8 protein-coding genes are annotated in these 24504 nt (G+C 73.2%); 2 read left to right on the top strand and 6 right to left on the bottom strand.

What is annotated here, in order from left to right:
* Positions 1–433: 433 nt before the first annotated feature.
* The 6 genes from ABD385_RS12615 to ABD385_RS12590 all read right to left on the bottom strand — a co-directional run bounded on the left by ABD385_RS12615 (position 434) and on the right by ABD385_RS12590 (position 12589).
* Positions 434–2908: an amino acid adenylation domain-containing protein gene (locus ABD385_RS12615; RefSeq protein ID WP_344575262.1), complete on the bottom strand. Its 2475-nt coding sequence runs from the start codon at positions 2906–2908 to the stop codon at positions 434–436.
* Positions 2909–2997: 89 nt separating this feature from the next.
* Positions 2998–4002 (bottom strand): guanitoxin biosynthesis L-enduracididine beta-hydroxylase GntD, encoded by a 1005-nt coding sequence (gene gntD / locus ABD385_RS12610; protein ID WP_344575261.1) that lies wholly within the window; start codon positions 4000–4002, stop codon positions 2998–3000.
* 43 nt (positions 4003–4045) lie between these two features.
* On the bottom strand, positions 4046–8524 hold the full coding sequence (locus ABD385_RS12605) for a non-ribosomal peptide synthetase family protein (RefSeq protein WP_344575260.1): 4479 nt from the start codon (positions 8522–8524) through the stop codon (positions 4046–4048).
* 32 nt (positions 8525–8556) lie between these two features.
* Positions 8557–8757 (bottom strand): MbtH family protein, encoded by a 201-nt coding sequence (locus tag ABD385_RS12600; RefSeq protein ID WP_344575259.1) that lies wholly within the window; start codon positions 8755–8757, stop codon positions 8557–8559.
* Between the two features lie 26 nt (positions 8758–8783).
* A complete protein-coding gene (locus tag ABD385_RS12595) occupies positions 8784–11867 on the bottom strand; it encodes a condensation domain-containing protein (RefSeq protein WP_344575258.1) in 3084 nt (1027 codons plus the stop codon).
* Entirely contained in the window at positions 11864–12589 is a 726-nt protein-coding gene (locus ABD385_RS12590) for a thioesterase II family protein (protein ID WP_344575257.1), read from the bottom strand. The genes ABD385_RS12595 and ABD385_RS12590 overlap by 4 nt, the downstream gene beginning before the upstream one ends.
* A gap of 350 nt (positions 12590–12939) precedes the next feature.
* On the opposite strand from ABD385_RS12590, the gene ABD385_RS12585 reads away from it, so the two are divergent.
* The gene (locus ABD385_RS12585) at positions 12940–14925 is read left to right on the top strand and encodes an AMP-binding protein (RefSeq protein WP_344575256.1); all 1986 of its coding nucleotides are present in this window, start codon (positions 12940–12942) and stop codon (positions 14923–14925) included.
* 32 nt (positions 14926–14957) lie between these two features.
* Complete coding sequence (locus ABD385_RS12580; protein WP_344575255.1) at positions 14958–24482, top strand: non-ribosomal peptide synthetase; 9525 nt, start codon at positions 14958–14960, stop codon at positions 24480–24482.
* Positions 24483–24504 lie beyond the last annotated feature (22 nt).

Below are 24504 nucleotides of genomic sequence, written 5' to 3'. Positions count from 1 at the left end.
GTTTCCCTCGGGACCGGTTCCGGCCACCGCGGGAGCCGGGCCCCGGTACGGGCGAAGGCGGTCCGGTGCGCGCAACCGATGCTGGCGTGCTGCGGAGTTGAGCCCGGTCTGACGAGGGGGCGGTCTTGTCGATTCCAGAGGTCGCACTGTGCCGTTGTTCCGGGGTTCAGCGGGTGCCGCGGGGTGCCGGTGCCGCCGGAATGTATATGTGTAACGGCCATCCGCCGGCAGGGCGTTTTCCCCGCTGGCTCGTCGGTGCACCGCAATGAATTCCGTAGCCGTGGGCAACTTGCTGCCGCAGGATGAATTCCGTGCGGAAATTTCCGGCCCGCGCGCCGGGAATTCCCGCACGCCGGTCGCGGCGAAGTGGCCGGCGCCGGTGCGGCGCGGGCCACTTCGCGGGGCGGTCGACTGCTCCGGGCGGACGGGGTGTTCACCTCACCTCCCGGAGACCGGGCAGCGGAACGGCGCGCAGCGCGTGCGCGTCGAGCTTCCCGCCGGGGGTCCGCGGCAGTGCCGGCAGCACCACGAAGTGGTCCGGGCACATGTAGTCCGGCAGTACCTCGGCGATGTCCCGGCGCAGCGCGCCACCGGCCCCACCGCCGGCCGGCACCACGAAGGCGCACAGCCGGTCGCCGGCGTCCGAGCGGCGCAGCAGCACCGCGCACTCGGCGACCGCGGGGTGGCGCCGCACCGCGGTCTCGACCTCGCCCAGTTCGATCCGGAACCCCCGCACCTTCACCTGGTGGTCGACCCGGCCCAGGATCCGCAGCCGGCCGTCGGCCGACCACAGGCCGCGGTCGCCGGTGCGGTACAGCCGTCCGCCCGGCGCGAACGGGTCGGGCAGGAAGCGCTCCGCGGTCAGCCCCGGCCGACCGTGGTAGCCGAGCGCCACCGCCGGTCCGCCGAGGTAGATCTCGCCCGGCACACCGGGCGGCGCCGGCCGCAGCCCCGAATCCAGTACGTGCGCCCGGTAGTTGGGCACCGGCCGGCCGATCGGGATGGGCGCCCCCGCGGCCTCGGCCGGTCCGCAGCGGTGCGTGGTGGCCCACACCGCGCACTCGGTGGGGCCGTAGTCGTTCAGCAGCACGGCGCCGGGACAGCCGCGCAGGTGCTCGGCGACCACGTCCGGTGCCAGCGGCTCCCCGCCGACGGCCACCAGCACCAGCCGGGACAGGGCCCGTTCGTCCGCGATCTGCAGGAGCACCTGGTAGTGCGAGGGCACGGCGTGCAGGTGGGTGATCCCGGCCCGGTCCAGCAGCGCCCGCAGTGCCAGCGGGTCGTGGGCCTCGGCCTCGGTGGGCAGCACCACGGCACCGCCGCTCGCCAGCGCCCAGTACAGGCCGCCCGCCGCGCCGTCGAAGCACAGCGGCGGCAGCACCAGGTCCCGCCCAGGTGCCGGGCCGGCGGCGTCGCGGGCGGCGGTCGAGACCACGAGGGCCCGGTGGTGCACGGCGATGCCCTTCGGCGTGCCGGTGGAGCCGGAGGTGTAGATGACGTAGGCGGTGTCGTCCGGGGTCACCGGCACCTCGGGGGCGTGCGTGGGCTCCGCCGCGGTCCCGGACGTCAGCAGGACCGGCACCGGCAAGGACAGGTCCGGCGGGCGGTGGGCGAGGAGGGCGCCGGCTCCGGAGTCGGTCACGATGTGGCGGATCCGGTCCGCCGGGTGGGCGGGCTCGATCGGCACGTACGCCGCACCGGACTTGAGGACGCCGAGCATCGCCACCACCGATTCCGCGCTGCGCTCCGCCAGCAGCGCGACCCGGTCGCCCGGGCCGATGCCCGCGGCGCGCAGCCGGTGGGCCAGGCGGTTGGCGGCCAAGTCCAGTGCGCGGTAGGTCAGTTCGGTGGCGCCGCACACCACCGCGACCGCGTCGGGCGTCCGTGCCGCGGAGTGCTCCACGAGGGTGTGCAGGCAGACGTCGGCGACGGGCCGGTCCGGGCCCCGGGACCAGCGGTCCAGGGCGGCCCGTTCGTCGCCGGTGGCCCCGGTGACGTCGTGGACGGGGGCGCCGTCGAGCAGGGCGTCGAGCACGGCGAGCAGCCGGCCGGCGAACGCCTCGACCGCCTCCTCCCCGAAGAGTCCGGTGTCGTAGTCGACGCGCAGCCGGTCGCCTTCCAGCAGGGCCAGCAGGTCGTGCCGGCCGGCGCCGTCGGCCACCCGGACCGGCACCGCGGTGCGGTCACCGAACCGCTCGGGCTCCGGTGGCCGGTCCGCCGCCACCGCGAGCGCCGCCCGGCCGAGCGGATCGACCGGCGTACCGGCCCCGGCCGCCGCCACCGCCCGGCGCAGGAGGTCCGCACCGGTCGCCGCCTCGTCCACCCGAAGGAGGACAGCCGACGGTACCGGGCCGTCCAGGAGCACGCCGGTCTCCGGCCCGCCCCCGTAGCGGACCAGCAGCAGCGCCAGCGCGCCGGCCAGCGCCGCCCCGGCGGGCACGCCGGTGGCCCGGAGCCGGGCCGCCACCGGTCCGGCCGCGCGGTACAGGGTCGCCGCGGTGCCCGAGGGCGTGTCGCCGGTGCGCAGCGCGGACGGCAATTCCGTCCGCGGCGCCGTCGGGGCGTCCGCGTCCCGCGCCGCCCCGGGGAACGGCGTGCCTGCCCCGAGCAGCCACCGCAGCACCGCGTCCGGCGGGAGCGGGCGCGCGGTGACCACGACCACGAGGAACCGGTCCGCGGCGAGCCGGGCCAGCAGCGCCCGGGCGTACCCGGGCTCGGCGCGGGCGGCGGCGGCCTCCTCGCGCACCAGCTGGCCCCGGACCGCCTCGTCCGCCCCGCCGGCCGTCAGGTCCTGCAGGGTGAGCCGCAGCGGCGCCCGGTCCGCGGCGAGGCGGGCCCGCAGCGCCCGGACGTCCACGTCGCCGTCGACCAGCCAGACACCGGCTGCCGGGCAGTTGTCCTCGGACACGGTTCCTCCTGTCGTGAGGGGTAGGGCGCACGGGCGGCGGCAGGGGCGCCCGGCCGCCGGCGGACGGGCCGGCGGGGGCGCCCCGGCCGTCAACGCAGGACGCGCTCCTGCGGCGCTCGGCGATGCGCCCGGGACTTGCGCAGGTCCCGGGTGACGACCGCCTTCTTCAGCCAGCGGTCGGTGCCGTCGAACCGGGCCCGGAAGGCGCTGCGGCCGTGGACCGCCTTGAAGTTGTCGACGACCAGCAGGTCACCGGCGCCCAGCACCACATCGGTCAGGTTCCGTTCCAGCTCCGCCTCCAGCGCGGTGAGCGCCTCGGCGGCCGCCGCGTCGCCCGGCAGCGGCGACATGAACGCCGGGTCGATCCGGAGGTACGGCTGCTCGGGGTGGCCGAACAGCACCGCACAGGGCTCCGGTTCGTCCCGCATCCGCTGGACCGGATGGGTCGCGCCGGAGCTGTCGTCGAGCGTCCGCGCGTTCTTCAGGTGCTCGTTGTCCGGGCGGATGAGGTACCGCGGCTCGGCCAGCACCGCGCGGTGCCGGGGCGCCAGGACCACGTCCTGGACACTGGCCACGACGGTGGGCACGGCCTCGTGGTTGCGCAGCCCGAGCAGCATCAGGTAGTCGCAGCGCAGCGGGTGGAAGCCGTCCTCGGTGTGCCAGGCCAGCTCCACCGTGCCGTGCCCGCTCTGCTCGTCCTCCTGCGCGGGGATCGGCAGCACGTTGTGCACCAGCCGACCGCCCTGCAGCGTCGACCAGCCGAAGACGTCGCCCAGGTGCGCCGAGGCCAGTACGAGGAACACCTCGTGCACCGCCGACTCCTCGCCGGCCGGCTGGTCGCGCCAGTCCAGCGGGGTCGGCCCGATCCGGTCGTCGTCCACGGCCAGGCCGCGGACGACCAGACTCGCCACCGCCTCGTCGGACCGGAACGCCTGGAGCTCCTTGACCAGGCGCGGCGGCAGCTGGTGCGCCAGGGTGGGCAGGTCGGCGAGCAGCGCCGGGGCGGTGCTCGACCCGTGCTCGCGCAGGACGGACCGGGTGAGGGCGTCCAGGGCGTCCCGGTCGGCGTCGTCGAGGTCCAGGTAGCGGATCACGGGTGTTCGCCCCCGGCCCGGTTCGGTGGAAGTGGTGCGGCGTTCACGCGTCCTCCCCTCGGGCCGGCCGGCCGCCGGTGCCCTGCGGGACGACGTCCTCGGGCGCGGGCAGGTAGCCGCCGTCGACGAGGAAGCGGAAGCAGGAGTGCGCCCACTGCTCGTTGACCGGTGGGCAGCTGATCCCCGAGCCCTCCAGGGCGGCGGTCAGCACCTTGCACTCGTCCATCGGGTTGACCCGCTTCTGGAGTTCCGGGTCGAGCGCCGCGTGCCGCATCGAGGCGACCCGCAGCAGCGGCGTCATCGGGAACAGCACGTGGTCCTCGTCGACGCCCAGCGCCTGTCGGCGGGCCTCCTCCTCGTCGACGACGTTGAGGTCGTAGCCGAACGAGCGCAGCCACTGGTAGCACTGCTGCATCGTGGTCGGCGCCGGGTTGGTGATGTTGAAGTTCTTGCCGAAGTTCTCCGCGCGCAGCGAGGTGTAGACGATGGCCTGCGCGGTGTAGTCCACCGGCACCGCGTTGATGACGTCGTTGTAGAGCGGCAGCACGCCCAGGTCGAGGAAGCCCCTGAGGTAGACGTAGAGGTAGTCGGTGTGGTGCGAGGCGCCGGTGTCGGTGTGGCCGGTGATCATCCACGGGCGCTGGACGGTGACCGGGATGCCGCGCTCCCGGGCGATGTACATGATCTTCTCGGCGATCCACTTGCTCCGCGGATAGCCGGTGGGGATCCGGATCGGCCGGTCGTCGAGGTCCTTCTCGGTGAACGGCCGCTCGGCGCCGGTGCCCATGAAGACGTCCACGCTGGAGACGAAGTGGACGGACTTCAGGGTCGTGGTGGTGGCCAGCCGCAGCACCTCCTTGGTGCCCTCGACGTTGGCCGGTCGGGCCGCCTCGTAGGGGTAGGTGAAGTTCACCACCGCGCCGCTGTGGTAGATCGCGTCGAGGTCGGCGGCCAGCGTCGCGAAGTCCTCGTCGTCCAGGCCCAGCCGGGGGCGGGCCAGGTCGCCCACCACCATCCGCAGCCGGGACCGGTAGGACTCGTCCCACGCCGCGTACGTGCGCAGGCTCTCCTCCATCCGCTCCCAGGCCGCGTCCTCGTTCTCGGCGCGCACCAGGCAGTGCACGGTGGCGTTCGTGCGCTGGACCAGTTCCACCGCGAGGAACGCGCCCAGGTAGCCGGTGCCGCCGGTGACCAGGACGTGCCGCGGCTCGAACCAGTGCGCGTGCGGCAGGTCGCCCGGGGCGATCTCTTCGGGCAGTCGCAACTCGTCGTGCAGTTCGGCCAGTTGCTGGGCGTACAGGACCTCGCTGTCGACGTTGTCGCGCTGCCGCCGGTCCTCCTCGATGGCCTGTGCGATACCGGCCACGGTCGGCACCCGGAAGATCTGCTCCACCGGCAGGGCCACGTCGTGCCGGCGGGACAGCTGCGCGGTCAGCCGGGCCACCAGCAGTGAATTGCCGCCCAGGGAGAAGAAGTCGGCGGTGGCGCTGACGTGGTGCACCCCGAGCAGCGAGCTGAAGGTCTCGGCGATTTCGGCTTCCAGCTGGGTGCTCGGCTCGACGTAGTCGCCGGGCGAGGCATCCTCGGGCGCGGGCAGCGCAGCGTTGTCGATCTTGCCGTTCCGGGTGAGCGGCATCCGCTCCAGCGTCACGAACGCGCTCGGCACCATGTAGTCCGGCACCTGACCGAGCACGTGCTTGACCAGCATCTCCTGGGTCAGCACCCGGCCGACGACCGGCACCACGTAGGCCACCAGCCGCGGTACGCCAGGCTGGTCCTCCCGCGCGGTCACCACCGCCTCGGCCACCAGCGGATGGCGCAGCAGGACGTTCTCGATCTCCGACAGCTCGATCCGGAAACCGCGGATCTTGACCTGGGTGTCGGCGCGGCCCAGGAACTCGACGGTGCCGTCCGCGCGGTACCGGGCCAGGTCGCCGGTGCGGTACAGGCGAGCCCCCGGCTCCCCGGAGAACGGGTCGGGCAGGAAGCTCCCGGCCGTCATCCCCGGCCGGTTGACATAGCCGCGCACCACGCCGGCGCCCCCGATGTACAGCTCGCCGGGGACCCCCGGCGGAACCCGGTGGAAGTGCTTGTCCAGCAGGTGGATCCGGGCGTTGGGGATCGGCCGGCCGATCGGCACCCGGCTGCCCTCGCCGTCCGCCGGGGACACCGTGTGCACCGACGCCCACACGGTCGCCTCGGTCGGCCCGTACTCGTTGAACAGCGCCACCCCCGGCGCGCGGCGGAAGTGCTCGGCGACCAGGCCCGGCGGCAGCAGCTCGCCCGCGAGCACGGTCGTCCGCACCGACGCGTACGCCTCCGGCTCCGTCTCCAGCAGCACCGCGTACTGCGACGGCACCCCGTCGACGTGGGTGACGGACTTGGCGCGGATCAGGTCGCCGAGCAGCCGCGGGTCCAGCACCTCGGCCTCGTTGGGCAGCACGACCGTGCCGCCGCGGCGGAGCGTCCAGTACAGGCCGCCGCCGGAGGCGTCGAAGGTGAGCGGGGCCAGGACCAGGTACCGCTCGGGCCGGCCCGGTGCCTCGCAGGCCGACCGGGCCAGGGTGGAGTGCACGATCTGGCGGTGCTCCACGGCCACGCCCTTGGGCCGGCCGGTGGAACCGGAGGTGTAGATGATGTAGGCGAGGTCGTCCGGGGCGACCCGCACCGGGGGCCGGCTGACCGGACGCTCCGGGTCCGCCGTGGGGATGGCGAGCTGCTCCAGGCCGGACAGCTTGCCGGACAGCCCGGCCAGGGGCTCCGGCCCGCCCACGACCAGCGAGACCCCGGCGTCCTCCGCGATGATCGCGATCCGGTCGGCCGGATAGGACGGGTCGAGCGGGACGTAGGCGGCGCCCGCCTTGAGCACGCCCAGCAGACCGACGACGGCGTGCACCGACCGGTCGCTCAGCACCCCGACCCGGCTCTCCGGGCCCGCCCCGCGCGCCGCCAGCTCCGCGGCGAGCGCCTCCGCGCGCAGGTCCAGCGAGGCGTAGCTCAGCTCCGCGGAGCTGGAGGACAGCGCGAGGACCTCCGGGTGGGCGGCCGCGGCCTGTTCGACCAGCGCGTGGAGGGTCGCCGGGCCGTCGTGCCCGGTGCGGGTGTCGTTCCAGGCGGTCAGGCGCGCCCGCTCCTCGTCGCTCAGCAGCGGGAGGTCGGCCAGCGGCCGGTCCGGTTCGGCGGTCGCCGCCTCCAGGAGCAGCAGCACCCGGTGCAGCAGCCGCTCGACGGTGTCGCGGTCGAACAGGCCGGTGTTGTACTGGGCGCGCAGCGCCAGCGCGCCGTCGCGCCGCACCGCGTACAGGTCGATGTCGTGCGGGGTCCAGGTGGTGCGCAGCTCCTGCGGGCGGGCGGTGGCACCGGGCAGTTCGCGCCGGCTCCACTGCTCCTCGAAGCCGAAGAAGACCTGGAACAGCGGGGTGTGGCTGAGGTCACGCAGCGGCTGGGCGGCCTCGACGATCTGCTCGAACGGCAGCCGCGCGTGCCCCAGCCCCTCGGCCAGCACCGTCTCGGCGCGCCGCACCAGCCCCGTCAGCGTTTCGCCGGTGTCGAGTGCGAACCGCAGCGGGAGGGTGTTCTCCAGCGGTCCGACCAGGTCGGCGGCGCCGTCCTGCCACGCCGGGGGCACCGGCACGCCGATCGCGAAGTCCAGCTGCTGGGCATAGCGGGACAGCACCGCCGCGTAACCGCTGAGCAGGACCCCGGACAGGGTGTGGCCGGCCCCGGCGGCGTAGGCGTCCAGCGCGGTGTGCAGGGCCTTGGGCACCGCGACGGTCACCGCGTCGGCGTCGATGGTCTTCACCGGCGGGCGCGGCCGGTCGGTGGGCAGCTCCAGCGTCGTCAGCGCCGCCATCCGGCCGCGCCAGTACGCGATGTCCTTCTCCGCGTCGTCGCCGGCGATCCAGGCGCGCTGGGCGGCCCCCAGCTCCTGGACGTCGGCGGGCCGGGCGGCGACCTCCCCGGGGGCGCCGAGCAGTTGGGCGTACCGGGTCAGGATCTCGTCGGTGAACAGCCGCACCGACGGCCGGTCCGCGACGAGCTGATGCACCGTCAGAACGAGGATGTGGTCCTCCTCGCCCAGCCGCAGCAGGCTCGCCCGCACCAGCGGACCCTGGGCCAGGTCGAACCGGGTGCGGGCCTCGGCCTCGGCGACCCGTGCCAGCTCCGCGTCCAGCCGCTCGGGGTCCAGTTCGACCACCGGCAGCCGCAGCGACGCCACCGGCTTGGTGGTGGCCAGCGGGTGGCCGTCCACCGTGCGGAAGGTGGTGCGCAGGACCTCGTGGTGCTGGACCGTCGCCGCCAGCGCCTGCTGGAGGGCGGCCGGATCGGTCCGGCCGGACAGCCGCACCGCGGTACTGGTCTGCCACGGCCGCTTCTCGTCGAGCTGGACCAGCAGCCACAGTCGGCGCTGCTCCAGGGTGAGGTTGCTGGTGACCGCGTTGGCCGAACCGTCCAGGAGACCGGCCAGGACGGCGCGCTTCTCGTCGGGCGTCAGGGAACTGATCTCGTGCTGCCTGCTCATGTGGTGGACTCCCGTCCTAGGCGTCGATGCGGTCAGGCAGAGCGTTCACGGACCGAACGGGGGCGCATGTCGGTCCAGACCTTCTCGATGTGCTTGAGGCACTCCTGCTTGGTCCCGGTCGGGCCGGCGGCGGACCAGCCCGCGGGCAGCGCCCGGTCCGCGAACCAGATCGAGTACTGGTCCTGCTCGTTGGTGACGACCTGGAAGACCGTGTCGGCGTCGTCGATGCCCATGGCTGGCTCCTCGTGGTTTCGGGTGGTCAGTTCAGATGGCGCAGCAACTGGTCGATCTCGTCGTCGGACATCCCGGCGAGCTCGGCGAGCCGCGCGTCGCCGGCGGTGGTCCGCTGGTCGCGGGCGCGCTCCAGCTTCTCGACGGCCGCCGCCAGCCCGGCCGGGGTCGGCAGCCGGAAGAAGTCGCGCAGCGGCACCTGCACGCCGAATTCGGCGCGGACCCGGCTGAGCAGCTTGGCGGCGAGCAGGGAGTGCCCGCCGAGTCCGAAGAAGTCGGCGTGCACCCCGGCCGTCCGGAGCGGTAGCGCGTCCTGGAAGAGCGTCAGCACCCGCCGCTCCACGCCGTTGCGCGGCGGCACTTCGTGCACCGCGCCCCGCGGCGCGGGCGGCGGCGCCGGCAGCGCCGCCCGGTCCATCCGCCCGGCGGCGTCCACCGGCAGTGCCGGCAGAACACCGCACACCGCGGGCACCTCGGGCCCGGGCAGCTCCGCCCCGGCGCGCCGCCGCACCTCCGCGGCGAAGGCCTCCCGCTCGCGCGCCGAGCCCGCCGGCACCGTACCGTCCGGGACCAACCAGGCGATCAGACGGCCGTCGTCGGCCACCACCGCCGCGTCCCGCACGCCGGGGAAACCGGTCAGCGCCGCCGCCACCGCCCGCGCGTCCACCAGATCGTCGCCGAGGAACAGCCGCCCCTCGGCCGGCCCGACGACCTCCAGCCCACCGTCCCCGGAACGCCGGCACAGCAGCCCGGTCGGTACGGCGGGGTGCGCGTCGCCGGCGACGTGCAGCTCACCCACCGTCCCGGGCGGTACGGGCCCGCCCAGCGCGTCGAGCAGATACCGCGTCGTACCGGCCAGGGGCGGCCCCAGGCGGCGGCCGGCGCCGTCCGCCGGCGGTGCCAGCGCGACCGGCGCGGCCAGCGGCGGGGGAGCGGCGCGCCCGACGAACACCTCGTGCCGGGTGCGCCCCAGCATCTCGACCAGGTCCGGGGCCGGTGCCCCGGCCACGCACACCAGCCGGGTCCCGGCCGGCGGCGCCCAGCCGTCGGTCAGCGCCCGCCGCCAGGTCGGCGCGTCGGCCAGCACGAACGCCGCCGGCGGCCCGCTCGGTGCTGCGTTGAGCCCGGACAGCATCAGACTGCGCGCCCGCACCAGCGGCATCAGCAGCTCCACCGGCGACGGCGGCGCGCTGCCCGCCAGCAGCAGGATGTCGTCCTCCACGGTCACCGCCAGTCGGTCCGCCACGGCCGTCAGCCCCGCCGTGAGCGCACGGTGCGACAGGACGGCGGCACCCTCCGGCCCCGGGCGCTCCAGCCGCCACGCCGGAGAGTCCGGACCGGGCGGGGGCCCCGGCTCCACCGGGTCGAACCGCGGGCCCGTCGTGATCAGCCAGCCGCCGGGCTCGTCCTCCGCCCGCCGGACGAACGCCCCCGCCCGGTCGTGCCGCCGGCCGTACGCCGGCACGGCCCCCACCTCGAACACCGCCAGGACCACCGCGATCAGCGCGGCGGACGCCACCGGCGGCGTGGCCACCACGACCCCCGGCCCGGCGATCCCCTCCGCCCGCAGCCGCCCGGCCAGATCACCCGCCCAGTCCCGCAGCTCACCGAGGGTCAGCACGGCGTCCGCCGCGGACAGCCCCACCTCGTCCCCGCCGCGGGAGGCCAGCAGCTCCAGCACGGTGCGGTCGGCGGACGGTGTGGCCGGACCGCGCTCGACCGCCCGCTCCCCGCCGCCGGCCGGCAGGGCCCCCACCGGCCGCTCCGGCTCCCGCAGGGCCGCCAACAGCACGGACCGGTGCAGCTCCACGATCCGGGCCGCGGTCGCCTCGGCGTAGAGCCCGCGGTCGTAGTCGAGCTGCAGCCGCAGCCCCGCACCGTCGGGCAGCACGGTCAGCCACAGGTCGAACTTGGCCGCCGCGCGGTCCAGTTCGACCTGTGCCATGGTCAGCCCCGGCAGCTCCGCACCGGCCGCGGGCGCCCCGGGCATCGAGAACATCACGTCGAACAGCGGATTGCGGTCCAGTGCGCGGGTCTGCCGCATCTCCTGCACCAGCCGGTCGAACGGCATCCGGTCGTGCGAGAACGCCCCCAGACAGACGTCCCGCACCGCTGCGACCGCCGCCGGGAACCCCTCCCGGAGCGGCAACCTGGCCCGCAGCACCAACGTGTTGGCGAAGAACCCGACCAACTCCTCGGCATCCGGATGGTGCCGCCCGGCCACCGGCGTGCCCACCGCTACGTCGGCCTGACCGGTGACCCTGGCCAGCGCCACCATGAAGCCGGACAGCAGCACCATGAACGGCGTCCCGCCGGTCCGTGCCGCCAGGTCCTCCAGCCCGGCCGCCTCCGCCGGCGTCAGCCGGGCCTCCACCCGGCCCCCGTCGCCACCCCGCCCCTGCTCGCGCGGCCGGTCCACCGGCAGCTCCAGCGGCACCGTGCCGGCCAGCGCGCCCCGCCAGTACGCCAGCAACTCGTCCAACTGCCCCTCGGCCAGCCGGCCCTCCAGCCAGCCGACGTAATCGGCGTACTGCACCGGGAGTTCCGGCAGTCCGGCGTCCCGGCCCCCGCACAGCGCCCCGTAGGCAGTGGCGAGATCGCGGTAGAACACGTCCATCGACCAGCTGTCGCACACCAGGTGATGGACCGTCACGAGCAGGGTGTGCCGCCGCGCCGCCTCCTTCACCAGCACCACCCGCACCAGCGGCGGCGCGTCCAGGGCGAACGGCAGCGCCGCCTGCTCCCGCGCCAGCCGCTGCACCCGCTTCGCCGCTTCCCCGGCGGGCAGCTCCGAGCAGTCCACCACCGGCAGCGGGACCAGGGCCTCCGGTAGGACGAGCTGCCGCGGATCGCCCTCCACCAGGCCCACCCCGGTCCGCAGGCTCTCGTGCCGGGCCACCACCGCGTTCACGGCCCGCTGCAGCAGCACCACGTCCAGCTCCCCGGACAGGCGGACCGCGCTGAGCACGTTGTAGGCGGCATTCGCGCGGGGATCGAGCTGGCAGACGAACCACAGGCTGCGCTGCGCCGGCGCCGCCGGCAGGACGAAGTAGTCGCTGTAGTCGCGGGACCCCCCGCTGCCGACCCCGCCCACATAGGAGGAACTGCTCATCGGGTCCGCGCCCCCTTACTCAGCAACGCCGTCAGCGTCGTCTCGACGAACACCACGACACCGCTCTCGTGGTCCTGTACGAAGAAGTGGCCGCCGGCGAACTCGCGCACCGCGCAGTCCACCGACGTCTGGCCGGCCCAGCCGGCGTCCCCGGCCCGCACCAGCGGATCCCGCGCCCCGCGCAGCACCCGCACGGGCACCGGGAGCGGCGGCCCCGGGCGATACCGGTAGGTCTCCGCCAGCGTCAGATCGGCCCGAGTGGTGGGCAGCATCAGCTCGATGACCTCGGCGTACTCCGGGAGGTCCGCCGGGCCCAGGCCGTCCCAGGCACGCAGCCGGCCCAGGAGCTCGTCCCGCGGCAGGTGGTGCACCTGCTCGCTGTCCCGGAACTGCGGGGCGTCCCGGCCCGCCACGAACAGTGCGACCGGCAGCGGCAGCCCCGACTCCCGCAACGCACGGGTCAGTTCGAACGCCACCAGGGCGCCCATGCTGTGCCCGTAGAACGCGTACGGACGCCCGGTCAGCGGTCCGGCCGCCGCGGCCAGCTCCGCGATCAGCGCGGCCATCTCGCGGTGCGGGCGCTCCCCGAGCCGGTCCTCGCGGCCGGGCAGCTGCACGGCGGTGACCTTCGTCCGTGCGGCGTGCCGGTGCCAGGTCCGGAACGCCGAGGAACCGCCCCCGGCATGCGGGAAACACACCACCTCGCACACCGGATCGGCCACCTCCCCGAATGACCTGAACCACTTCGCATTCATCCGGACCGGGCGCACGCGTACCTCCCTCGGGATGACGCACGGAAAACGCGGAAACGCGCTGGATCAACACCGCCGGGATGGGCTCACCGACCGGGTCGCAGCGCGGCGAACAATGCCTACCAGTTTCACCGGAGGCCGCGTCAAGAACCCCATAACAGCCTGAGAGGCGAGCGGTATGGATGTGAGAGCCGAACGAGAGAACCGCCCTTTAAATTGCTGCTGCGACAGGCCCGGCCGGCTTGCCCCCGCCGTCCTGCGATCCCGCTCCGAGCACCTGCCCCCGGCGCTGAAAAGGCCACGGTAAGGGAGTTAAGCCGATGTCGATCCCCGCTCCCCGCACCCTCGTGCACCTCCTCGTCGAGCACGCCACCACCCACGGTGCGCAGCCCGCCTACGAGTTCCTGCACGAGGACGGCCGCGTCGACACCCTGACCTACCACGAGCTGCTGACCCGGGCCGCCCGGGTCGCCCCGGCGCTCCGCCCCGACCCCGCCCGAGCCGAGCCCGCCCTGCTGCTCTACCCGCCCGGGCTGGACTTCGTGGTGGCCGTCTGGGCCTGCTTCCTCGCCGGTGTCCCCGCGGTCCCCGCCTACCCGCCGCTGTTCGGCTCCTCCGACCGCATCGCGGCCCGCTTCTCCCGCATCCTCGCCGACTCCCGCGCCACCACTCTGCTCGCCGACCCCGCCGTCCTCGGCCTGCTCACGGCTGGCCTCCCCGCCGAGCGCCTGCCCCGGGTGGTCACGCTCGACGACGCCCCCGGCGAGGGCGCGGCCGCCCGCCCCGCACCGCCCGCCGGCGACCCGCTCGACCGCCTCCCGGCCACCGCCCCCGCACCCGGGGACACCGCCCTGATCCAGTACACCTCCGGCAGCACCGGAGCGCCCAAAGGCGTCGTACTGCAACACCGCAATCTGCTCGCCAATATCAAGGCCATTACCGAGGTATTCCAGCTCGACGAATCCGCTCGGGTCGTCTCCTGGCTCCCGCCCTATCACGACATGGGGCTCATCGGATTCATCCTCACACCGGTCCACGGTCGATTCCCGGTCCGCCTCATGTCACCGGTGCATTTCCTCAAGAACCCGCTCGCCTGGCTGCGGCAGATCAGCGAACTGGGCATCACCCATACCGGCGGCCCGAATTTCGCCTACGACCTGTGCCTGCGCCGGGCCGGCACCGCCGACCTCACCGGGCTGGACCTGAGCACCTGGCGGCTGGCGTTCAACGGCGCCGAACCGGTCCGCCCGGCCACCCTCACCCGCTTCGCCGACCGCTTCGCCCCGCACGGCTTTCGCCCCCAGGCGTTCCTGCCCTGCTACGGCCTGGCCGAGGCCACCCTGATCGTCACCGGACGGCACTGGACCGGCCGCCGGGACGACACCGAGGCGGACGGCCGGATCGACTGCGGCCCGGTGATCGCCGGCCACGACCTCGTCGCCGTGGACCCCGCCACCTCGACCCCCGTCCCCGACGGCACCGAAGGCGAGCTGTGGGTCCGCGGCCCCAGCATCAGCAACGGCTACTGGAACAGCACCGGCACCTCCGACGGCGAACTCTTCGGCACCCTCGGTGGCCACCGGTACCTGCGCACCGGCGACCTCGGCCGGCTGCGCGAGGGCCACCTCGTCGTCACCGGCCGGCGCAAGGACGTCCTCATCCAGAACGGCGTCAACCACCACGCCCACGACCTGTGCGCTGCCGCCGTCGCGGACAATCCCGCGATCCGGCCCACCGCGGCGGCCTTCACCGGCCCCGACGAGGAGATCGTGCTGGCCGTCGAACTCGCCGGCCGGGACCGGGACACCGAACAGCTCGCCGCCGACCTCCGCGCCCGCGTGCTGACCGCCACCGGCGCCCGCGTGCACACCGTCGTGCTCTGCCCGCCCCGCACCATCCCGCGCACCACCAGCGGCAAGGTCCAGCACTCCCTGGCCCGCACCCGCTACCTGGCCGGCGAACTACGCGGCGAGCCCGTCGCCGTCGACCCGGCGGCGACCGCCCGGGCGGAGGCCGATCTGTTCGCCGCCTTCCTCTCCTCCGTCTTCGCCGCGGTCTGCCAGGTCCCGCGCTGCGGCCCCGACGACACCCTCGCCGCCCTCGGCGGGGACTCCCTGGGCGCCGCCGAGATCGCCGCCGTGGTCGAGGACGCGCTCACCCTGCCGGTCCCGGTCGAGGACGTCCTCCAGGCCCAGTCACCCCGCGAGCTGACCGCCCGCCTGTCCCAGCGGTGGGCCGAGGACGGCGTCCCGTCCGCCCGCGCCATGGCACGCGTCAAGGCACTGCTCCCCACCACCCGCGCCTGACGCCGCCCACCGCCAGGAACCTGGAGGACCCCGTGCCCGACAGCTCCCCGTTCCCCGCCGATCTCGGCCGAGCCCTGCTCGCGCGCTGGCGCGCCCGGCCGCAGCGGCCGGCGGACCCCGAGGTCACCCCGATCCAGCTCGGACTGCGGCTCTTCGAGGAGATCAACCCCGGCACGGCCGTCAACGTCCTCCGCTTCGACGCCGAGGTCTCCGGACCGCTCGACACCGGCCGGCTGGCGACCGCGCTCACCGCCCTGGCCGGACGCCACGCCCTCCTCCGCACCACCTTCCCCCATCACGAACGCACCGCCTGTGTCACCGCACCGCACGCCGAACCCGCCCTGACCACCACCGACTTGACCCACCTCGGCCCGGCCGCGGGACGCGCCCACGCCCGGGCCCAGGCGGACGCCCGGGCCGCCGAACCCATGGACCTGGCCACCGGCCCCCTCTGGCGGGTCGCGGTCTGGACCCTGGCCGACGGCACCGCGCGCCTGCAACTCCTCGCCCACCACCTCATCGCCGACGGCTGGTCCCTGGGCGTCTTCCTCGCCGAACTCAGCGCGCTCTACGCCGGAAACCCCCTGCCCCCCGCCACCCCCTTCCCCGCCCACACCGCCACTCCCTCCGCCGCGGACCTGGCCGCCTGGCGCCACCGACTGGCCGGCGCACCACCCCTCGCCCTGCCCACCGACCGGCCCCGCCCCGCCGCCCGCCGCTTCCGCTCGGCACAGACCCCCCTGACCCTTGGCCCCGACCTGCTCCAGCGCGTCCACGCCCTGGCCGAGGCGGAGCACCTCACCCCGTTCATGGTCCTGCTGACCGCCTTCCACCTCACCCTCGCCCGCACCGCAGGCCACGCCGACCTCACCATCGGCTCACCCATCGCCACCCGCGCCCGGCACCGCGCCCCCGGCGCGATCGGACCCCTGGCCACCCTGCTCGCCCTGCGCACCGACACCAGCCGGGCCCGCACGGTCCGCGACGCCCTGCACGCGGTCCGCGACACCTGCCTGGACGCCTACGGCCGCACCCACGTCCCCTTCGAGGCCGTGGTCGGGGAGACGGAACAGACCGGCGCCTCCCTCTTCGACGTCCTCCTCGTCCTCCAACCCCAGCCCCCCGAAATCCAGTTGGGCGACCTGCCCGTCCGCTCCCTGTCCATGGCACCCACCGGCATCCGCCACGATTGCGAGCTGTACCTCTGGCAGGGCGACACCGGATACACCGGATTCCTCGGCTACGACACCGACCTGTTCTCCGCCGCCACCGCCGCCCTGCTCGCCGAGCGCTTCACCACGACCTTGGCCGCCCTCACCGAGCACACCGGCCCGGGCCTCGACCGCACCCTGGCCGACCTCGACACCCTGCCCCCCGCGGAACGCGCCCGCCTCCACGAGCTGTCCGCACCCTCGTGGGAGCTGCCAGGCCCGGCGGTTCGGTTGTCGGAGTGGGTGGAGCGGCAGGTGGGTCGTTCGCCGGATGCGGTGGCGGTGCGTGCGGTGGACGGTGTGTTGTCGTATGGGGAGTTGGAGGCGCGTGCGAATGGTGTTGCCTGGCGTTTGCGGGGTGTTGGGGTGGGGCCTGGTGATGTGGTGGGGGTGTGCCTGCCGCGTTCGTTGGATCTGGTCGTTGCGTTGCTGGGCGTACTGAAGGCGGGGGCGGGTTATGTGCCTGTTGATCCGGGCTATCCCGCTGAGCGGGTGGCGTTCATGTTGGAGGATGCCGGCGCTTCGGTGGTGATTCGGGACGCGGCGGAGGTGGCCGCGGGCGGCGAGCGGGTGGATCGTCCGTCGGTGGTGGGTTCCGTTGGTGTTGATGACGTGGCGTATGTGATCTATACGTCGGGTTCGACGGGGCGGCCGAAGGGTGTGGTGATCGAGCATCGTCAGGTGTCGGCGATGTTGTCGTGGGCGGGCAGGGTCTTCTGTGGGGCACTGTCCCGCACGCTGGCGTCGACCTCGGTGTCGTTCGACCTGTCGGTGTTCGAGATTTTCGCGCCGTTGTCGGTGGGTGGGACGGTGGTTCTGGCGCCGGACAGTGCGTTGGATTTGTTGGAGAATCCTGACCGCTACGGTGATGTGACGTTGTTGAACACGGTGCCTTCGGTGGCGCGGGAGTTGTTCCTTGCGGATGCGATTCCGGCGTCTGTGCGGACGGTGAACCTGGCGGGTGAGCCGCTTTCGCCTGCCCTGGTGCGGGACTTGTACGCGCATCCGGCGGTGGAGGTGGTGAACAACCTTTACGGTCCGAGTGAGGACACGACGTACTCGACGCATGCGGTGACGGATCCGGTGGATGAGCGGACGCCGATCGGTGTGCCGGTGGATGGGACGTCGGTGTATGTGCTGGATGAGGGGTTGCGTTCTGTTCCTCTTGGTGCGGTGGGGGAGTTGTACCTCTCCGGGGCGGGGGTGACGCGTGGCTATCACGAGCGTCCGGGGCTGACCGCGGAGCGGTACTTGCCGGACCCGTTCGCCGCCTCCGGGCCGGGTCGGCGGATGTACCGGACGGGTGACCTGGTCCGGTGGCGCAGCGACGGGCAGTTGGACTATCTGGGGCGAGCCGACAGTCAGGTCAAGATCCGCGGCCATCGCATCGAGCTGGGTGAGGTCGAGAACGTGTTGCGGGGCGCGGAGCAGGTGGCGGATGCCGTGGTGGTGGCCCGCCCGGATGCGGCGGACGGGCTGCGCCTGGTGGCATACGTCATCCCAGCTGGCCTGGCCGCTCCGGCCGATCCGGCTGCCCTGACCGGCCCGACTGATCCGGCCGCCGGTATCGACCAGGCTGCGTTGACCGCGCACGCCCGTGCCTGGCTCCCCGGCCACATGGTCCCGAGCCTCTTCGTCGAGCTGCCGGCGTTCCCCCTCCTCCCCAACGGCAAGATCGACCGGGGTGCGCTCCCGGAGCCCGATGCCGGCGACGGTCAGGCTGATCGCCGTGCCCCCGCGACCGCCGCCGAGCAGCTGGTGGCCGATGCCTGGCGCGAGGTCCTGGACGTCACCGACATCGGCGCCGACGACAACTTCTTCCGCCTGGGCGGCCAATCCCTGCTCGCGACCCGGGTCGCCCACCGGCTCAGCGACGCCCTCCGCACTCACGTCCCCCTCCGACTGCTCTTCGAACACCCCACCGTCGCCGAACTCGCCAGGCACCTCCCGCGAGCGGACGCCCCCCAGTGCGACCACCGACCCATCCCCCCGGCGCCACGCGTGCCCAACCCGGACGGCACCGTCACCCTCCCCGCCTCCACCGGGCAGAAGCGACTGTGGCTTGAATGCGCCCTGGACCCGCGCGCCAACCTCGCCTACCACCTCAACGGTGCCGCACGAATCACCGGCCCCCTCGACGCGGGCCTCCTCGCCGAGGCCCTCCGGGAGGCCGCCCGCCGGCACGAGGTGCTGCGCACGACGCTGCAGGAGATGGACGGCGACATCGTCCAAGTCATCCATCCCACCTGGCAGGCGGACCCGGCCCCGGAAACCCTCCCCGTACCGCCGGACCCGGACAGGCACATCCCCGGTGCGGCAACCGAGGCCGAACTCCTCGCTCAGTGGCGGAAGTCGACCACCGATCTGGCCGAGGGCCCCCTGTTCCGCGCCCGCGTGGTCCGCACGGCCGACGACGCTCACCTGCTCCTGCTGTCCCTGCACCACGTCATCGCCGACGGTTGGACGCTCACCCTCCTGCTGGACGAACTCACCCGTCTCTACGCGGCGTTGGTGGCCTGCCGGCCCCTCCCCGAGGCCCCGACCCTCCAATACGCGGACTTCACCAACTGGCAGGACCCCACCCCCACCGACCAGGAGGGACTTGCGTACTGGCGCAGCCGTCTCGCGGACGCCCCCGTTCTGAACCTCCCCACCGACCACCCCCGACCGGCCGGCCGGACCCATAAGGGCGCCGCCGTCCCCCTCTCCCTCCCGACGGAAACCATCAGCCGCCTCGCCCGGAACACCGGCACCACCGAATTCGCCGTGGTCGCCACCGCCGTCACCGTCCTCCTGAGCGCCCTGTCCGGCAGCCACGACGTGACCATCGGCATTCCGACCAGCGGACGCACCCACTCGGACACCGCAGACATCCTGGGCTTCTTCACCAACACCCTGCCGCTCCGCCGCACGACCGCACCGGACACGACCCTCGACACGGCCCTGCGCGACACCCACGACGCTTTGGCCGCGGCCCACCGCCATGCCGAGACCCCCTTCGAGGAGATCGTGCGCCACGCCGCGCCGCCGCACGACCACGCACACATCCCACTGATCCACGTCATGCTCGCCCTGAACGAAGCCCCGCCGCGCACGCTCGAACTCCCCGGGCTCACGGTCTCCCGGCTCGACGTCCCCCCGGCGGAAACCCAGTTCGACCTCTCCCTCCACCTGGAACAGTCCGCCACCGCCCTCACCGGCTACCTCACCTACAGTCGCGACCTCTACGACGAACCGACCGCGCGACTCTTCGCCGAACGCCTCGCCGTCGTCGTCTCCGCCCTGGCCGACGCCCCCTACACGCCCCTCGCCGAGTTGGACGTGGCCGGCGCCCAGGAGCGCGAGCGTCGTGCGGAGTTGTCCATGTCGTCGTTGGCACTGCCTGGTCCGGCGGTTCGGTTGTCGGAGTGGGTGGAGCGGCAGGTGGGTCGTTCGCCGGGTGCGGTGGCGGTGCGTGCGGTGGACGGTGTGTTGTCGTATGGGGAGTTGGAGGCGCGTGCCAATGGTGTTGCCTGGCGCCTGCAAGGTGCCGGGGTGGGGCCTGGTGATGTGGTGGGGGTGTGTCTGCCGCGTTCGTTGGATTTGGTCGTTGCGTTGCTGGGGGTGTTGAAGGCGGGGGCGGGTTATGTGCCTGTTGATCCGGGCTATCCCGCTGAGCGGGTGGCGTTCATGTTGGAGGATGCCGGCGCTTCGGTGGTGATCCGGGACGTGGCGGAGGTGGCCGCGGCCGGCGAGCGGGTGGATCGTCCGCCCGCCGTGGGCTGCGCGGACGATGTGGCGTATGTGATCTATACGTCGGGTTCGACGGGGCGGCCGAAGGGGGTGGTGATCGAGCATCGTCAGGTGTCGGCGATGTTGTCGTGGGCGGGTCGTGCGTTCCCCGGCGGTGTGTTGGGTCCGTTGGCGTGCACGCTGGCGTCGACTTCGGTGTCGTTCGACCTGTCGGTGTTCGAGATTTTCGCGCCGTTGTCGGTGGGTGGGACGGTGGTTCTGGCGCCGGACAGTGCGTTGGATTTGTTGGAGAATCCTGACCGCTACGGTGATGTGACGTTGTTGAATACGGTGCCTTCGGTGGCGCGGGAGTTGTTGCTTGCGGGCGCGATTCCGGCGTCCGTGCGGACGGTCAACCTGGCCGGCGAGCCGCTCTCGCCCGCCCTGGTGCGGGACTTGTACGCGCATCCGGCCGTGAAGGTAGTCAACAACCTCTACGGTCCGAGTGAGGACACGACGTACTCGACGCACGCCGTCACGGACGTCTCCGACGAGCGGACGCCGATCGGTGTGCCGGTGGATGGGACGTCGGTGTATGTGCTGGATGAGGGGTTGCGTCCTGTTCCTCTTGGTGCGGTGGGGGAGTTGTATCTCTCCGGGGCGGGTGTGACGCGTGGTTATCACGAGCGTCCGGGGCTGACCGCGGAGCGGTACTTGCCGGACCCGTTCGCCGCCGAGGCTTCAGGTCAACGCATGTACCGGACGGGTGACCTGGTGCGCTGGCGCAGCGATGGCAAGTTGGATTACCTGGGGCGAGCCGACAGTCAGGTCAAGATCCGCGGCCATCGCATCGAGCTGGGTGAGATCGAGAACGCGTTGCGGGGCGCGGAGCAGGTGGCGGATGCCGTGGTGGTGGCCCGCCCGGATGCGTCGGACGGGCTGCGTCTGGTGGCATACGTCATCCCGGCCGATCCAGCCGATGCGACCGATCCGGCCGACCCGCCCGCCGGTATCGACCGCGGCGCGCTGACCGCGCACGCCCGTGCCTGGCTCCCCGGCCACATGGTCCCCACCGCCTTCGTCCAGCTGGCCGCATTCCCGCTCCTCCCCAACGGCAAGATCGACCGGGGTGCGCTCCCAGAGCCCGATGCCTGCGCGGGCCAGACTGATCGCCGTGCCCCCGCAACCGCCGCCGAGCAGCTGGTGGCCGATGCCTGGCGCGAGGTCCTGGACGTCACCGACATAGGCGCCGACGACAACTTCTTCGCCGTCGGCGGGCACTCGCTCCTGGCCGTCCGCCTGGCGCACCGCCTGGCCGCGGCGACCGGTGCGGCCGTCCCAGTCCGCCTGGTCTTCGACCATCCCACTGTCGCCGCACTCGCCAGGCACCTCCCGACGGGCCAGCTCCCCGCGAACGACCGCCAGGCGGCCGACGCCATCCCCGTCCTCGACCGTACCCCGGCCCCGGACGGCACCGTGGTGCTCCCCGCCTCCACCGGCCAGGAGCGCCTGTGGGTCCTGTGCCGCTTGGACGAGCAGGCCAACCTGGCCTACCACCTCCGCGGCGCCGCCCAACTCGACGGCCCCCTGGACCCGGCCGCCCTGCGCACCGCCTTGCGGTGGACCGCGCAACGTCACGAGGCCCTACGCACCTCGCTGCGCGAGGTGGACGGCGACGTGTGCCAGATCGTGTCGCCCGACCCGGACGTGCCGCTGACGGAGGTGGCGACCCCTGACTGGGAAGCGCTGGTCGCCGAGGAGGCGTACCGCGCGTTCGACCTCAGCGCCGGACCGCTGTGGCACGTCACCCTGGTCCGCACCGCACCGGACCACCACGTGCTGATCATGAGCCTGCATCATGCCGTCGCCGACGGCTGGTCCCTCGACCTCGTGCTTCGGGAGATCGCGGAGTACTACGGCGCGCTGACCCGGTCCCCCGCCGTTCCCGCCGCCCGCCCGGCGATCCCGGCTGCCGGTCCCGTCCCGGCGGCCGTCCAGTACGCGGACTTCGCGCACTGGCAACGCACCACCGCGTGCACGGACCTGGACTTCTGGCGCGCCCATCTCGCCGGGGCCGGCTCCCCGGCCCTCCCCACCGACCGCCCCCGCCCCCCGCGGCAGACCTACCGCGGCGACACCGTGCCGCTCGACCTGCCGGCCGACGCGCTCCACATCGCGGCCCGGGCCGCCGGCACCACCGCCTTCACCGTCCTGGCCACCGCGCTGACCCTCGTGCTCGCCAAGCTCACCGGCCACCACGACATCACCCTCGGCAGCCCGGCCGCCGGCCGTGACCACCCCGCCACCACCGACGTCGTGGGGTTCGTGGTCGACACCCTGCCGCTGCGGCTGCGTACGGCACCCACCATGACGCTGGCCGAGGCGCTGCGCCAGGCACACGACGTGGTGGACGACATCCGCAGGCACCAACGCGTTCCCTTCGAGGCACTGGTGCGCGAACTGCGCCCGGAACGCGACCGGAGCCGCAGCCCACTGTTCCAGGTCCTCCTCGCCCTCAACGGCACTCCTCCTCCCTACCGGCTGCCGGGCCTGTGCGTACGTCCGGTCGCCGTGCCGCCGCGCACCGCCCAGTACGACCTGGTCGTCCAGGCCGAGGAACGCGACGGTTCCGTGACCGGCCATCTCGCCTTCAACACAGACCTCTTCGACCCCACTACCGCACGGCTGATCGCCCACCGGCTGGCCAGCGTGATCGATGCTCTGGCCGCCGAACCCGACACCCGTGTCGCCGAGTTGGACGTGGCCGGCGCCCAGGAGCGCGAGCGGCGTACAGAGCTGTCCACGTCGTCGTCGGCACTGCCTGGTCCGGCGGTTCGGTTGTCGGAGTGGGTGGAGCGGCAGGTGGGTCGTTCGCCGGGTGCGGTGGCGGTGCGTGCGGTGGATGGTGTGTTGTCGTATGGGGAGTTGGAGGCGCGTGCCAATGGTGTTGCCTGGCGTCTGCGGGGTGCTGGGGTGGGGCCTGGTGATGTGGTGGGGGTGTGCCTGCCGCGTTCGTTGGATCTGGTCGTTGCGTTGCTGGGGGTGTTGAAGGCGGGGGCGGGTTACGTTCCGTTGGATCCGGGTTATCCGGCGGGGCGGATCGCCTTCATGGTGGAGGATTCGGGTGCTTCGGTGGTCCTTCGGGAGGTGGCGTCCAGTGCCGCTGACCGGGTGGATCGTCCGCCCGCCGTGGGCTGCGCGGACGATGTGGCGTATGTGATCTATACGTCGGGTTCGACGGGGCGGCCGAAGGGTGTGGTGATCGAGCATCGTCAGGTGTCGGCGATGTTGTCGTGGGCGGGCAGGGTTTTCTGTGGGGCATTGTCCCGCACGCTGGCGTCGACCTCGGTGTCGTTCGACCTGTCCGTGTTCGAGATTTTCGCGCCGTTGTCGGTGGGTGGGACGGTGGTCCTGGCGCCGGACAGTGCGTTGGATTTGTTGGAGAATCCTGACCGCTACGGTGATGTGACGCTGCTGAACACGGTGCCTTCGGTGGCGCGGGAGTTGTTGCTTGCGGACGCGATTCCGGCGTCCGTGCGGACGGTCAACCTGGCCGGCGAGCCGCTCTCGCCCGCCCTGGTGCGGGACTTGTACGCGCATCCGGCGGTGGAGGTGGTGAACAACCTTTACGGTCCGAGTGAGGACACGACGTACTCGACGCACGCCGTCACGGACGTCTCCGACGAGCGGACGCCGATCGGTGTGCCGGTGGATGGGACGTCGGTGTATGTGCTGGATGAGGGGTTGCGTCCTGTTCCTCTTGGTGCGGTGGGGGAGTTGTACCTCTCGGGCGCGGGGGTGACGCGTGGCTATCACGACCGCCCGGGGCTGACCGCGGAGCGGTACTTGCCGGACCCCCTCGCCACCGAGGCTTCAGGTCAACGCATGTACCGGACGGGCGACCTGGTGCGCTGGCGCAGCGATGGCAAGTTGGATTACCTGGGGCGAGCCGACAGTCAGGTCAAGATCCGCGGCCATCGCATCGAGCTGGGTGAGATCGAGAACGCGTTGCGGGGCGCGGAGCAGGTGGCGGATGCCGTGGTGGTGGCCCGCCCGGATGCGTCGGACGGGCTGCGCCTGGTGGCATACGTCATCCCAGCCGGCCCGGCCGATCCGGCGGATCCGGCGGATCCAGCCGATGCGACCGCCCCGGCCGACCCGCCCGCCGGCATCGACCGCCGCGCGCTGGCCGCGCACGCCCGTGCCTGGCTCCCCGGCCACATGGTCCCCACCGTATTCCTCGAACTCCCCGTATTTCCCCTCCTCCCCAATGGGAAGATCGACCGCGCCTCCCTCCCCGAACCGCATCGTCGCGGTGACGACGCCCCACCGAGCCGGCCGCCGGCCACCCCCACCGAGAAATTGGTGGCCGATATCTGGTGCGAGGTGCTGGGGTTGCCCGAAATCGGCGCCGAGGATGATTTCTTCGGGCTCGGCGGACATTCCCTGCTCGCCAGCCGCGTGATGAGCCGGCTCTCGGCCCGTACCGGGACGGATGTTCCGCTCCGCCTCATCTTCGACCACCCCACCGTCGCCGCGCTCGCCAGACGGCTGCCCGATCAGGCCGCCTGGTCGGCTGCGGCCGCCATACCCCGCATCCGCCGGGTCAGGGGCCGTGCGGACCAGGCCGGATAGCCCGGGCGGGCGGCGCGTGCCG

It is taken from the genome of Streptomyces lunalinharesii, from assembly GCF_039532155.1.
Taxonomy (GTDB): Bacteria; Actinomycetota; Actinomycetes; order Streptomycetales; family Streptomycetaceae; genus Streptomyces; species Streptomyces lunalinharesii.
Note: the sequence above shows the minus strand (reverse complement) of the source record. Positions and strands in the feature narration are given on the sequence as shown.

Excerpts from the sequence above, each read along its gene's own strand:
- ABD385_RS12600 (WP_344575259.1), bottom strand. The coding sequence starts at position 8,757 with ATGGGCATCGACGACGCCGACACGGTCTTCCAGGTCGTCACCAACGAG.
- ABD385_RS12595 (WP_344575258.1), bottom strand. The coding sequence starts at position 11,867 with ATGAGCAGTTCCTCCTATGTGGGCGGGGTCGGCAGCGGGGGGTCCCGC.
- ABD385_RS12585 (WP_344575256.1), top strand. The coding sequence starts at position 12,940 with ATGTCGATCCCCGCTCCCCGCACCCTCGTGCACCTCCTCGTCGAGCAC.
- ABD385_RS12605 (WP_344575260.1), bottom strand. The coding sequence starts at position 8,524 with ATGAGCAGGCAGCACGAGATCAGTTCCCTGACGCCCGACGAGAAGCGC.